This is a genomic window from Burkholderia sp. D-99 (genome assembly GCF_011605345.1).
GTDB lineage: Bacteria > Pseudomonadota > Gammaproteobacteria > Burkholderiales > Burkholderiaceae > Burkholderia.
Map to the genome: position 1 here is coordinate 107887 of NZ_JAAOXM010000007.1, position 16537 is coordinate 124423.

The window sequence follows — 16537 nt, forward strand, 5'->3', positions numbered from 1 at the left end:
GCCGTTACCCGCTTCTTGACCAACGCATGATGGATACGATCAGGACACTCAACGAAGCCCGCCAGCAGATCCAGCAGTCGATCTTCGATCTGTTCAAGGGGCTGTCATTCAGCGAACGGCTCGCCCAAGGCGGGCTGATGGCGCTGCAGGCCGTGTGCGGCGCGTGCCTCGCCTATGTGATCGGCCACGCGCTGCACACCGAGCAGGCCGTGTGGGCGGCGATCACCGCGATCGCTGTCACGCAGCACAACTACTCGGACACGATGTCGCTGTCGCGCGACCAGTTCATCGGCGCGATGGTCGGCGGCGTGCTCGGCTTCGCCGGTGCGGCGCTCGGCGGCGACCGCCTCGTTGCATATGCGATTACCGTCGCGGTCGTGATCGTCTGCTGCTGGTGCCTGAACGTCGGCAGCGCCGCACGGCTCGGCGGCGTAACCGCGACGATCGTGCTGCTGTTTCCGGGCAACGGCCCGCTGTGGGACATTCCGCTGATGCGGCTCGGTGAAGTGACGCTCGGCACCGTGTGTGCGCTGGGCGTGTGCTGGGTGATGTCGAAAATCGAGCGCCGCTGGTTCCGCCGCGCAGCGGCAAAGTGACGCGGCGAACCGGCTGCCCGGCGCGCATCGCGGCATCGCGATACGTGCCGGGCGATCGGCAAGGTCAGTCGCCGATCCGCAGCACGATGCCGGAACCGATCTGCACCAGCAGGTGATCCCCGCCGACGCCGACCCATTGATAGCCGCGCGGCGGCGCGCTCAGGTGATAGCCGCGCCAGTCGTCGATCACGTACTGGCGATCGCGGAACTCGGGGGGAAGCCGGTCGCCCTTGTGCCACTCGCGACGCGGCTGGTCGGCCCAGCGCGGCGGCACGTCGTCCTCATGACGCATCTGGCCGGGCGGCGGGCGTTTCGGGCCGTGGCCACGCTGCATGCCGTGGTCGCCCTGGTCGTTGTGGTTGTCGTGGTCCTGCGCCATCGCGGCCGGCGCGGCGAAACCCGCCGCGATCACCGCAGCCAGCATCATCCCGTGCATCTTCTTCATTGTGCCTTCCCTCCGTGTTGTCACGTCGAACGAAACCACTCGAACTACCCGATGAAGACTAGCACACGGTAACGCGCGGCCGCATGACCGCGCGTTACGCCGCCTGCTGCTGGTACTGGATCCGGTGCAGGTGCGCGTAGAGGCCGCCGTGGCGCAGCAATTCGTCGTGGCTGCCCTCTTCGACGATCTTGCCGGCCTCGAGCACGAGGATGCGGTCCGCCCGCTCGATCGTCGACAGCCGGTGCGCGATCACGAGCGTCGTGCGGCCTTCCATCAGCCGTTCGAGCGCGGCCTGCACGTGGCGCTCCGATTCCGAGTCGAGCGCCGACGTCGCTTCGTCGAGAATCAGGATCGGCGCGTCCTTGTAGATCGCGCGCGCGATCGCGAGCCGCTGGCGCTGGCCGCCGGACAGCCGCATCCCGTTGCCGCCGACGAGCGTGTCGAGCCCGTCGGGCATCGCGGCGACCGCATCGGCGAGGTTCGCGGCCTCGAGCGCGGCCTGCACGCGCGCGCGGTCGGGCGTCTGCCCGTACGCGACGTTCGCGGCGATCGTGTCGTTGAACAGCACGACGTCCTGGCTGACCATCGCCATCTGGCCGCGCAGCGCGTGGAGGTCGTAGTCGGCAACCGGCACGCCGTCGACCAGGATCGCACCGTCGGTCGGATCGAAGAAGCGTGGCAGCAGGTTCACGAGCGTCGTCTTGCCGCTGCCGGACGGGCCCGCGAGGGCAATCATTTCACCGGGCGCGACCTTGAACGAGATGCGGTCGAGCGTCGGCCGCTCGGCCGCGCCGTAGTCGAACGACACGTTGCGGAATTCGATCTCGCCACGCGCTTGCGGCAGCGGCCGGCCGCCGCCTTGCGGTTCGGCCGGCTCGTCGATCAGCCCGAAGATCAGCTCCGCGGCCGTCATCCCGCGCTGCAGCGGCTGGTTGACGTCGATCAGGTGCTTGAGCGGCGAGATCACCAGCAGCATCGACGTGACGAACGCGACGAAGCCGCCGACTGTCGTCTGGTCGTTCGACGACTGCACGACCGCGATCGTGATCACGACCGCGAGCGCGATCGACGCGAGGAACTGCGTGAGCGGCTGAGCGAGGCCGCCGGAAACCGTCATGCGCATCGCGTAGCCGCGCAGGCGCTTGCTCATCTGCGTGAAGCGGTCCATCTCGTACGCTTCGCCGTTGTGCACCTTGACGACCTTGTAGCCGCCGACCGTCTCCTCGACGATGTACGACAGCTCGTTGGTCAGCGTCTGGTGCTCGCGGTTCAGGCGGCGCAGGCGGCGGTTGATCTTGCTGACGAGCCAGCCGATGCCCGGCAGGATCACCGCGACGATCAGTGTCAGCCGCCAGTTCAGGTAGAACAGGTAGCCGAGCAGGAAGATCACCGTCAGCGAATCGCGCACGAGCGTGACCATCACGCCCGTCAGCACCGACAGGATCTGGTTGACCTCGAACACGATCGCATTGATCACCGTGCTCGCGGTTTCGCGCTGGAAGAACGACGCGCTCGTGTGGAGCATCCGCTGGAACATCTCGAGCCGCAGTTGCAGCAGGATGCGGTTCGATACGTAGTTGAGCAGGTAATTCGACGTGTACTGCGACACGCCGCGCACGAGCGCGAGGCCGATCACCGCGATCGGCACGTACCATTTCGCGCTGTCGCTGCCATGCGCGCCGAAACCGTGATCGAGGAGCGGCTTGAGCAGCGCCGGGATACCGGCCTCGGTGGCCGCGACGACGCCCATCGTCATCACGGCGAGCACCACGATGCCGATCAGCGGCCGGATGTACGGCCACAGGCGCTTGAGGACCGTGACCGGCGAGGTGCCGGTGCCGTCCATCGGTTTGCGAAGAGTGTTCTGGGTTTCCAAGGCAATCCTTCTTGAGCCGCAAAGCGGCGCCCGGCGCATGACCGCCCGGGATATCGCCCCCACCGGGCGGGTGCCGAAAAGGGCTCAACATTATAGCCGTACCGCCCCGGCCGGCACGGTCATGACCGACGCGGGCGGCGGCCGGGCCGCGGGTATACTGCCGCTCACCGTTTTCTCCGCCTTTCCGACGATTTCATGGCTGAACCCTCCCTCGGCGTCGCCCTCATCGCCCTCAACGCGTCCGCGCGGCTTGCGCAGTGCCTTGCCGCGCTGTCGTTCGCCGACGACGTCGTCGTCATCGACGGCGGCAGCACCGACGATACCGTCGCGATCGCGCAAGCGCACGGCGCACGCGTGATCGTCGAGCGCGACTGGCCGGGCTTCGGCCCGCAGAAGAACCGCGCGCTCGATGCACTCGACACCGACTGGGTCCTGTCCCTCGATACCGACGAAGTCGTCACCCCGGAACTCGCGCAGTCGATCCGCGACACGATCCGCGCACCCGCTGCGCAGGTCTATGCGGTCGACCGGCTGTCGAGCTTCTGCGGCCAGTGGATCCATCACAGCGGCTGGTATCCGGACTGGGTGCCGCGCCTGTTCCGGCGCGGCTGCGCGCGCTTTTCGGACGATCTCGTGCACGAGCGCCTCGTGTTCGACGGCGCCGCGCAGCGCCTGTCCGGCAAGCTGATGCACTACTCGTACGAGGATTTCGAAACCGTCGTGCGCAAGCTCGACGCGTATTCGACGGCCGGCGCGCGCCAGCGCCGCACGGCCGGCCAGCGCGGCGGCTTCGGCAAGGCGCTCGCGCGCGGCGCCTGGGCGTTCGTGCGCACCTACGTGCTGCGGCGCGGCTTCCTCGACGGCCGCGCCGGCTTCATGATCGCCGTGTTCAACGCGGAAACCGTGTATTACCGGTTCCTGAAGCTCGGCCACGAACAGGCACGCTGAGCACCCGCCCGGCACGCGACCGGCGCGGCGTTACAATGCCGGCCTGCCCGCGCCGCGCGTGCCCGCCCGACAGGCGGCGCCGCGCGCCGCCCGCCACGACGCTCACCGAATCCGACCGCCATGTTCTCCATCATCATTCCGACCTGGAACAACCTGCCATACCTCAAGCTCGTCGTTGACAGCCTGCGCCGCCACTCCGCGTACGATCACCAGATCATCGTGCACGTGAACGACGGCTCGGACGGTACGCTCGACTGGGTGCGCAGCGAAGGCATCGAACACACCGCGTCGCCGTCCAACATCGGCATCTGTCACGCGGTGAACTGGGCCGCCGCGCGCGCGACCCGCGACTACGTCGTCTACATGAACGACGACATGTTCTGCTGCCCCGGCTGGGACACGGCGCTCGTGCGCCGCATCGAACAAATGCCGACCGACCTGTTCATGCTGTCGGGCACGATGATCGAGCCGGTCGACACGCGCAACCCGTGCGTCGTGGTCAGCAATTTCGGCCGCGACGCCGAACAATTCGACGCGGCGGGCCTCGTCGCGGCAGCCCCGAAGCTCACGCGCGCGGACTGGCTCGGCTCGACCTGGCCGCCGACGCTCGTGCACCGCGACTGGTGGAACCGGATCGGCGGCTACAGCAGCGAACTGTCGCCCGGCATGAGCAGCGACAACGATTTCTCGATGAAATTCTGGGATGCCGGCTGCCGGATCTTCCTCGGTGTGGGCGACAGCCTCGTCTACCATTTCCAGCAGAAAAGCACCGGCAAGATCGTCAAGAACGACGGCCGCCGCCAGTTCCTGAACAAATGGGGCATGACCCAGGCGACGTTCGACCGCTACTACCTGCATCGCGGCGAACCGGCCGGCGCGCGCGTCGCGCTCGACACGCCGGCCATCGAAGGACGCCTGAAGCGCGCGCTGCTGCGCTCGCGGATCAAGCGCGCATTCAGCTGAATGTGCGCGGGTGATCGGACACGTCTGATCAGGCCCCGGAAACGACACGGAAACGCGGTCGGCTTCGCGTATACTGCGCGGTTCGTCCCGGCCCATGCCGCAGGGACACGCGGCGCGCAGCACGTGCCCGCGTGTTGCATTCGTCCATTCGACAGGTTCCGATGCTTTCGTTTTCCGCTCCCGCCACCCGGCGCCTGACCGCCGCCCGCGCCTTCGCCGTTGCCGCGCTCTGCATGGTGCCGGTCTCGACCGCGCTGACCAACGTCTTCTGCGGGTTGTTTGCCGCCGTGCTCGTCATCTCTCCCGAATTCTGGCGCGACCTGCGCTCGTTCGTCACCGACCAGGCTTCGCTCGCGGCACTGCTGATCCTCGCCGCGCTGACCGTCAGCGTCGCCTATACGGTTGCGCCGCACGACAAGGCGTGGAACTGGGTCGCCAAATACGACAAGCTGCTGCTGCTGCCCTTCGCCGTGCTCGCGTTCCGTCATTCGAACTGGGCGCCGATCGTGCAGCGCTGCTGGTTCGGCACGCTGTGCGTGATCCTGCTCCTGTCGACGACCAACTATCTCGGGCTGACCGCGATCGGGCCCGCGCATGCGACCCAGCTGCCGCTGTCGCGCGCGTGGGTGTTCAAGAACCACATCGCCGCCGGCATGTTCGGCGCGCTGCTGTTCTACCAGGCGGCCGATCTCGCGCTGTCGGCCCGCACGACGCTGTCGCGTGTCGCTTGCGCCGCCATCGCCGCGTGGTCGCTGGTGAACGTATTCGTGATGCTGCAGGGGCGCACCGGGCAAGTCATTGCGCTGCTGCTGATCCTCGTGGTCGCAGTGCGTTTCGTGCTGTTGCTGCGCCGCCGGTCGGCGCTGCGCGCAGGGCTCGTCGCCGGGGTGTTCGTCCTGGCCGGCATCGCACTGGTGGTCGCCGCGTGTACGGTTCACAACGGCCGGCTCGTCAAGGTCGTGTCGGAAGTGCAGCAGTATCGGCAAAGCGATGCGGCGACGTCGACCGGGCTGCGACTCGAGTGGTACAAGAAGGGGCTCGAACTGTATCGCCAGCGCCCGGTGATCGGCTATGGCGCGGGCGGCCTCGAATTCGAATTCGAGAAACTCACGGCCGGCAAGACGGCCGCCGAAGGCCAGCTCACGTCGAACCCGCACAACGAATACCTGCTGATGGCCGTGCAGCTCGGTATGCTCGGCCTGCTGCTGTTCATCAACTTGATCGTGCAGATCGCACGCGGCAGCCGCGCGCTCGACCCGCGCTCGCGGCATCTGCTGCTCGCCTGGCTCGCGATCTTCGCGATCGGCAGTCTCGCGAATTCGCTGCTGCTCGATTTCGCCGAGGGGCACCTGATCGTGCTGCTGGCCGGCATCCTGCTCGGCTGCGGCGAGCGCGGCGAGGCGCTGCCGCGCGAGACGTCGGCGATCCGGCGCAGCGCGTAACGACATACGCTCCGCGGCCGGCCGGTTTCGGCCACTGCGGAGTTCGCTATCTTCGAAGGAAACGGGCTGCGCGGCTCGTCACGTATCAAGGCGCCGGCAACCCGCGAAAAGCGCGCGCCTCCCGCGCGTCAGTCGGATCCGGTGCGATGCAGCCGCGACGTATCGACGACGGCTTCAGCCGGGCCCGGCGGATTCAGCCCGAGCATCTCGGCCGCGGCGGCTTTCACACGCTGCGCACCGAGATTGACGAGGCAGTCGCTGCGGCTGTCGACCTTGCGCTCGCAGCCCTCGTGCCGGCACGGCACGCAATCGCCCTCCCCCTGCAGCAGCCACACGTTGCCGTGCCGCCCCGAGCCGCGCAGCGGCCACGGATTCTCGGTCGCCGGCCAGTGCTGCGGCCATGGCCCCCAGCGCACCGGGTCGGACGGACCGAACAGCGCGATCGTGTCGGTGCCGGTCGCCGCCGCGACGTGTGTCGCGCCGGTGTCGGGCCCGATGAAGAGCCGTGCGCGCCGTACGAGTTCGGCGCTTTCACCGAACGTCAGGCGTCCGACCAGGTTCAGCACGTCACCGCCCGCTTCGGCCGCGACCTGCTCCGCATACTCGCGCTCGCTGTCGGCCGGGCCGCCCGACAACGCGACCGCGAAACCCTGCTCGCGCAGCCAGCCGACCATCTCGACCCAGCCGTCGAGCCGCCATTGCTTGTAACGGAACATCGGATAAGGATGCAGCACGACCAGCGGCCTGCCGTCGCGGATCGCCGGCGACTCGGCGAGCCACGCGTCGAAGCGCGCCCGCCGTGCCGGATCGTCGCCGATGCCGGGCGCGACGACTTCCGACACCGGCTCGATGCCGATCACCGGCGCGAGTGCCAGCGTACTGACGACCGTGTGCGCGGATTCGTGATGATTGATCGCGATCCCGTTCAGCATCATCCGCGTGAGCCACGTCACGCGGTTCGGATCGACGAGGCCCACCCGCTTGCGGCCCGCGAACCAGCTGTAGAAGCGCGGCCGGTCGGAGCTCAGCGCCGCGCACGCAAGATCGTAGCGGCGCCACATCGACAGCGCGTCGCGCAGCCGCTCGCGCAATCCCGCGCGCTGCGCGACGACGATCACGCGCCGCACGTCCGGATTGTGCTCGAGCACGCCTTCGGTGCCGCGAAACACCAGCATGTCGATCTGCGCATCCGGCCAGCGGGCCTTCAGCGAACGGACGAGCGGCGTCGTCAGCAGCACGTCGCCGATACGGCGCGGCGCGGCTACGAGGATGGTTCTGGGCGGGCGGGCGGAAGAAAACAGGGCCACGGCGATCGGTGTATCCGGCTGGCTGAACAAGGCTGGCAATGTACAGGATTTTGCAGCAGCCGGCGCGGCATGGCGAATCGGCCGTTCAGCTGCCCCGATACGGCCCCGTTCGCGGCGTGAACCACGGCAGGCGCAGCGTGTGCCGTTGCCGTACGCGGTGCTTGCAATGCCCGTGGTGCTACGAAGCGACCGTCATGATCGTCGGCGTTGCAGCAACGGTAACGGGCCGCGTGTGTGCTGCGTCGGCCAACGGTTCGTCGCGAAGGGCGGCCTGCGGCAGCAGGTGACGCACCGCGCGCTCGACCGCGTCGACATCGATCGCGTCGACGGTCGCGCCGGCGCGCAGGATCACGTGCGGCACACCGAGCGGGTGCCAGCGCAGGTATTTCTCGGGACGGTCCTCGAACAGCGCGGCGACCGGGACGCCGAGCGCCGACGCGAGATGCACGGGGGCGCTGTCGGCCGAGACGATCGCATCGAGCAGGCTCGCGGCCGCCACCAGTTCGGCGACCGAGGAAGGTGCAACATGGCGTGCGCTCACGTCGCGCCACGAATCGTCCTCGGGGGCGTGGCCGACGACCGGGTCGCGAAAGACGATCACGTCGGCGCACGGCGCAAGCCGCTCGGCAAGGTCGCGCCAGCGGTCCGCGGGCCAGCGGCGCTCGGCCGCCTTGTTCGTCACGAACAGCCCGACCCGCGGTTTCGTGCGCGCGCCGAGCAGCCGATACCACGCATCCTGCAGCACGCGGTCGGGATGAACCGACAACTCAAGACGGTCGAGATCGGCGCAGCCGAGCTCGGGCACGAGCCGGAAACCCGACAGCGCCTCGTGGCACATCGGCCGCTGCGCGACATGCTCGGGTTTGCGATCGTCGAATTCGGTTTCGGCATCGTGCCAGCGACAATCCTTCGCACCGATCTGGCGCGCGAACTGCATGCTGCTGCGATGCATGCCGCCGTTCGGCACGACCACGAGGTCGAACCGCAAGCGACGCAGGCGACGCACGAGCCGCAGCCGGTCGAAGAATGCGCGCATTCGCCCGGGACGGTCGTTGCGTTCGCATTGGCGGCTATACACGTAGGTGTGGATCGTGTCCACGTCCGGGTTTCCGGCCAGCGCCGCCGCGTTGTAACGGTTCGCGACCACATGCAGCTCCGCACCGGGCCAGCGCTCCTTCAGCGCGCCGAGAAACGCCGTCGTGCACAGCATGTCGCCCAGAAAATCAATCCGGATCACGAGGATCCGTTGCGTCGGGTTCCCATTGGCCATGGTCATGTGGTGACTGTCAGTTTTTGTCGTCGCGACGGGCCATTCCTCGGCATCCGATCCCGGGACGGCCTTGTCGCATATCGCCGTCCGCCGCAGGGATCGGACCCCATTCATGCGCGCGATACCGGCACCACCCGCCGGACGAGCGGCGAGCGATGCCGCGTTCGTGCGGCTAGCGCCGGATTGTATAGCGTCCGGATGGCCAGCCCAAGACCCGCTTGCGCGAACATGCAAAAACGGCCCGTCGCACCGCACGAGGGCGATGCGACGGGCCGCATGGCGCGACAGCCGTCCGGCTCAGGCGCGGTCAGTACGTGATTTCGACGACGCTACCGTCGAACGCCGCCCGCAGCTCCGCGAGCAGCACGTCGCTCGGTTTCACGCGCCATGCGTCGCCGAGGCGCATTTCGCCTTGTGCCCGTGCGTTGCTGTAATGGACCTGCACCGCGAGCCCGTTCGGCAGCGGCGCCTGCGGGCGGCGACCGCCGTCGCGCCCACCGCCACGCGGTGCCGGCGCCTCGACCGCAGCCGCGGGATCGTCCTTCGACACGTGCGGCTCGAGCACGCGGCGCAGCTCGGCCGCGTCGGCGTTGCCGTTCATCGTCAGCCGCACGGCCTGCGCATAACGGCTGCGCGCGCGTTCGAGATCCATCACCGTGTCGGTCGTGAAACGGATGCCGCCCGTGAACGCATCGTTGCGCGCCTGCCCCTGGACGATCAGCAGTTCGTCTTCCTTGAACAGCGCCTTGTTCGCCTCGAACTGCTCGTTGAAGATCGTGATCTCGCACTGGCCCGAGCCATCGTCGAGCAACGCGATCAGCATCTTGCCGCGCTGGGTCATCTGCGTGCGAAGCGACGCGATGATGCCGGCCACGAGCTTGTCGCGCCCTTCCTTCAGGTCGCCGACCTTCTGCCGCACGAAGCGACGCACCTCGTCGCGATACGCGTCGAACAGGTGGCCGGACAGGTAGAAGCCGAGCGCGCCCTTTTCTTCCTGCAGGCGGCGCTTGTCGTCCCACGCGGGCTCGTCGACGAGCGCATGCGCGTGCGGCGATTCGGCGCCCATGTCGAACAGGCCGGCCTGCATCGCATTCGCCTCGGCCTGGTCGGCCGCTTCCATCGCCAGCGGCACCGACGCGATCAGCTGCGCGCGGTTCGCATTCAGCGAATCGAATGCGCCGGCGCGGATCAGCGCCTCGACCGTACGGCGGTTGACGACGCGCCGGTCGATCCGCTCGCAGAAATCGAACAGGTCGGTGAACGCCTTTTCCTCGCGGGCGCGCAGGATTTCCTCGATCGCGTTCTGGCCGCTGCCCTTCACCGCGCCGAGGCCGTAGCGGATCGTGCGCGAACGCTTGCCGTCGGCTTCGGCGACCGGTTCGAAGCGGTAATGCGACTGGTTGATGTCGGGCGGCAGCACGGCGAGGTTGTTCACGACACAATCGTCGTACAGGATCTTCACCTTGTCGGTGTCGTCCATCGCGAGCGTCATGTTGGCCGCCATGAATTCGGCCGGATGGTGCGCCTTCAGCCACGCGGTGTGATACGCGAGCAGTGCGTAGGCGGCCGCGTGCGACTTGTTGAAACCGTAGCCCGCGAACTTCTCCATCAGGTCGAAGATCTCGTCGGACTTCTCGCGCGTGAGGCCGTTCGTCGCCGCGCCCTCGGCGAAGATCTCGCGGTGCTTGGCCATCTCCTCGGGCTTCTTCTTGCCCATCGCGCGACGCAGCAAGTCCGCGCCGCCGAGCGAGTAGCCGCCGATGATCTGCGCCATCTGCATCACCTGCTCCTGATAGACCATGATGCCGTAGGTCTCTTTCAGGACGGGTTCGACGCGCGGATCCGGATAGTCGACCTTCTCGCGACCGTGCTTCCGTGCGCAGAAGCTCGGGATCAGGTCCATCGGGCCCGGACGATACAACGACACGAGCGCGATGATGTCCTCGAAACGGTCGGGCTGCGCATCCTTCAGCATGCCCTGCATCCCGCGGCTTTCCAGCTGGAACACGGCGACCGTGTTGGCCTTCTTCAGGATCTGGAACGAGGCGGGATCATCGAGCGGCACCTGCGCGAGCGACCAGTCGGCCTTCGAAGGATCGAGGCGGCGGATGTAGCGCTCGGCCCAGTCGAGGATCGTCAGCGTCGTGAGACCCAGAAAGTCGAACTTCACGAGGCCGACGGCTTCGACGTCGTCCTTGTCGTACTGGCTGACGACACCGCCGTCGTCGCCCTGCGTGTACAGCGGGCAGAAATCGGTCAACTTGCCGGGCGCGATCAGCACGCCGCCCGCGTGCATCCCGACGTTACGCGTGAGGCCCTCGACGCGCTGCGCGAGATCCAGCAGCTGGTGCACTTCGTCCTCGTGGTCGTAGCGCTCCTGAAGCTGCGGCTCCTCCTTCATCGCGTCGGCGATCGTCACGTGCTTGCCCGGCTTGAACGGGATCAGCTTCGCGATGCCATCGGTGAACATGTAACCGACGTCGAGCACGCGGCCGATGTCGCGCACGGCCGCCTTCGCGGCCATCGTGCCGAAGGTCGCGATCTGCGACACCGCGTCCGCGCCGTATTTTTCCTTCACGTACTGGATCACGCGATCGCGGCCGTGCTGGCAGAAGTCGATGTCGAAGTCGGGCATCGACACGCGTTCCGGGTTCAGGAATCGCTCGAACAGCAGGTTGTAGCGCAGCGGGTCGAGGTCGGTAATGCCGAGCGCGTACGCGACCAGCGAACCCGCGCCCGAGCCGCGGCCCGGGCCGACCGGCACGCCGTTGTTCTTCGCCCAGTTGATGAAGTCGGCAACGATCAGGAAGTAGCCCGGGAAGCCCATCTTCGTGATGGTCCCGCACTCGAATTCGAGGCGCTTGTAGTACGTGTCGCGCTGCGCGTCACGTTCGGCTTCGGCCGGATACAACTGCGCGAGGCGGGTCTCGAGCCCTTCCTTCGACAGCTGGACCAGATAGTCGTCGAGCGACATGCCGTCCGGCGTCGGGAACAGCGGCAGTTTCGGCTTGCCGAGCTCGAGTTTCAGGTTACAGCGCTTCGCGATTTCGACCGTGTTCGCGATCGCCGACGGCAGGTCGGCGAACAGCGCGGCCATGTCGTCCTGCGTGCGGAAATACTGGTCGGTCGTGAAACGCTTCTGGCGCCGCGGGTTCGCGAGGATGTCGCCTTCCGAGATACACACGCGCGCCTCGTGCGCGGTGAAATCGTCGTCGGTCATGAACTGCGTCGGGTGCGTCGCGACGACCGGCAGCTTCAGCGCCGCGGCGAGCGTCGCGGCCTGCTGGATGTACGCCTCGGCGCCCGGCTGGCCGTAACGCTGCAGCTCGATGTAGAAACCGCCCGGGAACACCTTCGCCCAGCGCTCGGCGTGACGGCGCGCGGCTTCTTCGTTGCCCGCGGCCAGCGCGAGCCCGATATCGCCCTGTTGCGCGCCCGACAGCGCGAGCAGCCCCTGCGCGAGCTCGCCGTCGAGCCAGCTCGCGTCGAGTTCCGCACGGCCGCGGTACTGGTTCGTGAGCCACGCCTTCGACAGCAGCTCGCAGAGATTCAGGTAGCCGACCTTGTCCTTGACGAGCAGCAGCAGCCGCGACGGCTTGTCGCGATCGTCCGGATTGGCGATCCAGACGTCGCAGCCGGCGATCGGCTTGATGCCCTTGCCGCGGGCTTCCTGGTAGAAACGGACGAGACCGAATGCGTTGCCGAGATCGGTGAGCGCGAGCGCGCCCTGACCGTCTGCGGCCGCCGCCTTGACGATGTCGTCAATGCGCACGATGCCGTCGGCAATCGAGAATTCGGAGTGAACGCGAAGATGGACGAAGCGGGGATCTGACATGGGCGCTATTGTAGCCGCCCCGCCGCGCAGGCTGCCCAAAAAATCCCCGCGCCGGCCGTTCGGCCGATGCGCGCGAGCGCACGTCACGTGACTGGCCAAATGGCTGGATGCCGGCCCGAGCGCGGTTTGCGGGATAATACGGTTTTTCGAATCAACGCCCCGGCTTCGCACCCTTTTTTGCGGGCCGCCGTGCGGCCGTTTCCCGTCGGACCATCATGACCATCGTCAACCTCGCCGCCTACCACTTCGTGTCGCTCGACGCGACCGAGCAATGGCGCCCGCTCGTCACCGCCCGCTGCAACGAACTCGACCTGCGCGGCACGATCCTGCTCGCGCCGGAAGGCATCAACCTGTTCATCGCCGGCACGCGCGAAGCCACCGACGCGTTCATCGCGTACATCCGCCACGATCCGCTGTTCGAAGGCAAATTCGCGTCGCTGCAGTTCAAGGAAAGCCTGTCCGACTCGCAGCCGTTCCGCCGCATGCTCGTGCGCCTGAAGCGCGAGATCATCACGATGAAGAAGCCGGCGATCCAGCCGGAACTCCGCCGCGCGCCGTTCGTCGACGCGCGCACGCTGAAGACGTGGCTCGACCGCGGCCACGACGACACGGGCCGCCCGGTCGTGATGCTCGACACGCGCAACGCATTCGAAGTCGACGTCGGCACATTCGACGACGCGCTCGACTACCGGATCGACAAGTTCAGCGAATTCCCGGAAGTGATCGACGCGAACCGCGCCGACCTCGAAGGCAAGACGGTCGTGTCGTTCTGCACGGGCGGCATCCGCTGCGAGAAGGCCGCGATCCACATGAAGGAAATCGGCATCGAGAACGTGTACCAGCTCGAAGGCGGGATCCTGAAATACTTCGAGGAAGTCGGCGGCGCGCACTACCACGGCGACTGCTTCGTGTTCGACTACCGCACCGCGCTGAACCCGCAACTCCAGCCCACCGAGAACGTCACGTGCTTCGCGTGCCGCGCGGTCGTCACGCCGGAAGCGCAACAATCGCCGAGCTACGTGCCCGGCAAGTCGTGCCCCGCCTGCGCACCGGCAGCCAGCGCCGCGTAAGCGCGCGTTGCCCCGCGCCCCGATGAGCGCCTATCGCGGCCGCTTCGCGCCGTCGCCCACCGGCCCGCTGCACTTCGGCTCGCTGGTCGGCGCACTCGCGAGCTGGCTCGACGCGCGTGCGCACGGCGGCGCGTGGCTCGTGCGCATCGAGGATCTCGACGGCCCGCGCACGGTACCCGGCGCGGCCGACGACATCCTCGCGACGCTCGCGCATTTCGGCATGACGCCCGACGAGCCGCCCGTCTGGCAAAGCACGCGCGATGCGGCCTATACGGCCGCGCTCGAGCGGCTCGTCGCGGCGGGGCTCGTCTATCCGTGCGGCTGCACGCGCAAGGAAATCGCCGATTCGCTGCGCGCCGCGCATGAACGCCACACGACGCTCGCCTACCCGGGCACGTGCCGCACCGGCCTGCACGGCAAGCCCGCGCGCGCGTGGCGGCTGCGCGTGCCAGACGGCGACGGCGCGATCGTCACGTTCGACGATCGCTGGCAGCACACGCAATCGCAGAACCTCGCGACCGAAGTCGGCGATTTCGTGCTGAAGCGCGCGGACGGGCAATGGGCCTATCAGCTCGCGGTCGTCGTCGACGATGCCGATGCAGCCATCACGCACGTCGTGCGAGGCGCCGACCTGCTCGATTCGACCGCGCGCCAGATCCACCTGCAACACTGTCTCGGTGTGCCGACCCCGCAATACCTGCATGTGCCCGTCGTCGTCGATGCGAACGGCGAAAAGCTCAGCAAGCAGACGGGCGCGACCGCGCTCGACCGCGACGATCCGCTACCGGCGCTGCAGGCCGCCGCCGCGCATCTGGGCCTCGCGCCCGGCGGCACGCTCGCAGGCACGACGCTCGATGCGTTCTACGCAGCCGCAACGGCCGCGTGGGCGACGCGCTTCGGGCCGCAGGCCGGCTAACGCGCGGCAGCGCACCGGTTTCGCGGCGATCGGGCGCCCGCCGGGTGCCGCTCGCATCGCTCGCCGCCGACGCCCCGCGCCCTCCTCCGCTTCGCCATCGAACCACGGCCCCAATAAAAAACGGGCACATGCTCATCGCATGCACCCGCTTCTCCGGCGGCGCTCGCGCGCCGCCCCAGCCACGCCTGCCGGGCTTACGCCGACGGCTTGCGCGGCATCCCGAACCCGCCGAGCAGCGCGGCGACCTGGCGCTTCGGCCCCTTCTTTTCAGGCTGCTGAGCAGGCTCCGCATCGTGCTGCTTCGCCTGCGCCGACGGCTCATACGGCTTCAGGAAGAAATCGTCGACAGGCGCTTCGTGGCGACGCGGACGGCCACCGCGCTCGGCACCGGCCGACCGATGCGTCGACGCGCCACGATGCTCGTCGCGATCGCGCCGGCTGCCACGTTCGCCACCGCGCTCGCTTCGCTCACCACGCTCACCCCGCTCTCCGCGGTCACCGCCGCGCTCGTCGTGACGCTGGCGCGCCGGCTTGTCGAGCGCGAGCGTCTGCACTTCGAGCGGACGCTTGATCAGCTTCTCGATATCGGCGAGTTGCTTGCGCTCGTTCGGGCTGCACAGCGACAGCGCGTCGCCCGTCGCACCCGCGCGGCCGGTACGGCCGATCCGGTGCACGTAGTCTTCCGCGCTGAACGGCAGGTCGAAGTTGATCACGGCGGGCAGTTCGGCGATGTCGAGGCCGCGCGCGGCCACGTCGGTCGCGACCAGCGCCTCGATCTCGCCGCGCTTGAACGCGTCGAGCGCCTGCATCCGCTCGAGCTGCGTCTTGTCGCCGTGGATCGCCGACGCGACCACGCCGTCGCGCTCGAGATTGCGCGCAAGCCGGCTTGCGCCGATCTTGCTGTTGCAGAACACGATCACCTGCTTGAGCCCGCGATCGCGCAGCAACTGCACGACGGCCGCCTGCTTGTCGCCTTCGGCGACGTCGTAGACGATCTGCGTGACGTTCGCGTTGGTCGAGTTGCTGCGCGCGACTTCGATCGTCTGCGGATTGCGCAGATAGGTCGATGCGAGCTTCTTGATTTCGCCCGAGAACGTGGCTGAAAACAGCAGCGTCTGACGTTCCTTCGGCAGCAGGTTCAGGATGCGCTGCAGATCGGGCAGGAAGCCCATGTCGAGCATCCGGTCGGCTTCGTCGAGCACGAGGATCTGCACCTGGCCGAGGTTCGCGGTCTTCTGTTGCACGTGGTCGAGCAGGCGGCCCGGCGTCGCGATCAGGATCTCGACGCCGCGGCGCAACTCTGCCGACTGCGGATTCATGTCGACGCCGCCGAACACGACCGCGCTGCGCAGCGGCGTGTGCTTCGCATATGCGTGCACGTTCGCGGCGACCTGGTCGGCGAGTTCGCGGGTCGGCGTGAGGATCAGCGCACGAACCGGGTGGCGCGCGGGTGACGCGCTCGTGTTGGCTTGCGGCAGCAGGCGCTGGATGATCGGCAGCGAGAAGCTCGCGGTCTTGCCGGTACCCGTTTGCGCGGCGCCCATGACGTCGCGGCCGGCGAGCACGACCGGAATGGCCTGCGCCTGGATCGGCGTCGGCGTCGTATAGCCCTGCTCCGCAATGGCTTTCAGGATATCGGCGGCAAGGCCGAATTGGTCGAAGGTTGCGTCGACGGGCTTGGCGACAGAATCGGACATGGTGGCGTTTCGCTCAAAAGGCGCGGCGGGGACATCGTGCGTCAGGCCAGCCGGGCCTGCGCTCATCACAATTCGGAAATAGACGGAGCCGCGGCGCGCCGCGCGGCGCCGCTCTGGCGCTTGGGACCGGTTCAATACGAACGCTGGACGCCAGGCCGTGCGGACTCCGTTC

Annotated in this window: 12 protein-coding genes; 6 read left to right on the forward strand and 6 right to left on the reverse strand. The window is 67.8% G+C overall.

The genetic code is table 11. The features are described from left to right. Positions 1–29: 29 nt before the first annotated feature. Positions 30–596 (forward strand): aromatic acid exporter family protein, encoded by a 567-nt coding sequence (locus HAV18_RS24230; RefSeq protein WP_166961359.1) that lies wholly within the window; start codon positions 30–32, stop codon positions 594–596. A gap of 64 nt (positions 597–660) precedes the next feature. Here the strand turns inward: HAV18_RS24230 and HAV18_RS24235 are convergent, their stop codons facing one another. Together HAV18_RS24235 and msbA are read right to left on the reverse strand one after the other, a co-directional pair. Further along, complete coding sequence (locus HAV18_RS24235; RefSeq protein WP_166960841.1) at positions 661–1041, reverse strand: RcnB family protein; 381 nt, start codon at positions 1039–1041, stop codon at positions 661–663. A 94-nt stretch (positions 1042–1135) separates the two neighbouring features. Further along, on the reverse strand, positions 1136–2887 hold the full coding sequence (msbA, locus tag HAV18_RS24240; RefSeq protein WP_243771763.1) for a lipid A export permease/ATP-binding protein MsbA: 1752 nt from the start codon (positions 2885–2887) through the stop codon (positions 1136–1138). A 225-nt stretch (positions 2888–3112) separates the two neighbouring features. Here msbA and HAV18_RS24245 point away from each other — a divergent pair, with 225 nt between their 5' ends. The 3 genes from HAV18_RS24245 to HAV18_RS24255 all read left to right on the forward strand — a co-directional run bounded on the left by HAV18_RS24245 (position 3113) and on the right by HAV18_RS24255 (position 6270). Next, positions 3113–3865 (forward strand): glycosyltransferase family 2 protein, encoded by a 753-nt coding sequence (locus HAV18_RS24245; RefSeq protein ID WP_166960847.1) that lies wholly within the window; start codon positions 3113–3115, stop codon positions 3863–3865. 120 nt (positions 3866–3985) lie between these two features. Further along, entirely contained in the window at positions 3986–4828 is an 843-nt protein-coding gene (locus tag HAV18_RS24250; protein ID WP_166960850.1) for a glycosyltransferase family 2 protein, read from the forward strand. A 161-nt stretch (positions 4829–4989) separates the two neighbouring features. Next, entirely contained in the window at positions 4990–6270 is a 1281-nt protein-coding gene (locus tag HAV18_RS24255) for an O-antigen ligase (RefSeq protein ID WP_166960852.1), read from the forward strand. Between the two features lie 128 nt (positions 6271–6398). On the opposite strand, the gene HAV18_RS24260 is transcribed toward HAV18_RS24255, so the two are convergent. The 3 genes from HAV18_RS24260 to dnaE all read right to left on the reverse strand — a co-directional run bounded on the left by HAV18_RS24260 (position 6399) and on the right by dnaE (position 12682). Then, positions 6399–7577, reverse strand: a complete 1179-nt coding sequence (locus tag HAV18_RS24260; protein ID WP_166960854.1) for a glycosyltransferase family 9 protein — start codon at positions 7575–7577, stop codon at positions 6399–6401. A 178-nt stretch (positions 7578–7755) separates the two neighbouring features. Beyond that, positions 7756–8847 carry a glycosyltransferase family 9 protein gene (locus HAV18_RS24265; RefSeq protein ID WP_166961362.1) on the reverse strand — a complete coding sequence of 364 codons (1092 nt, stop codon included), beginning with the start codon at positions 8845–8847 and terminating at the stop codon, positions 7756–7758. A gap of 307 nt (positions 8848–9154) precedes the next feature. Further along, a complete protein-coding gene (dnaE, locus tag HAV18_RS24270) occupies positions 9155–12682 on the reverse strand; it encodes a DNA polymerase III subunit alpha (RefSeq protein ID WP_166960857.1) in 3528 nt (1175 codons plus the stop codon). 215 nt (positions 12683–12897) lie between these two features. On the opposite strand from dnaE, the gene HAV18_RS24275 reads away from it, so the two are divergent. Then, a complete protein-coding gene (locus HAV18_RS24275; RefSeq protein WP_166960859.1) occupies positions 12898–13752 on the forward strand; it encodes a sulfurtransferase in 855 nt (284 codons plus the stop codon). Between the two features lie 22 nt (positions 13753–13774). After that, the gene (gene gluQRS / locus HAV18_RS24280) at positions 13775–14668 is read left to right on the forward strand and encodes a tRNA glutamyl-Q(34) synthetase GluQRS (protein ID WP_166960861.1); all 894 of its coding nucleotides are present in this window, start codon (positions 13775–13777) and stop codon (positions 14666–14668) included. Between the two features lie 194 nt (positions 14669–14862). Here gluQRS and HAV18_RS24285 read toward each other — a convergent pair whose 3' ends face one another. Then, positions 14863–16431: a DEAD/DEAH box helicase gene (locus HAV18_RS24285; protein WP_166960864.1), complete on the reverse strand. Its 1569-nt coding sequence runs from the start codon at positions 16429–16431 to the stop codon at positions 14863–14865. Between the last annotated feature and the right edge of the window lie 106 nt (positions 16432–16537).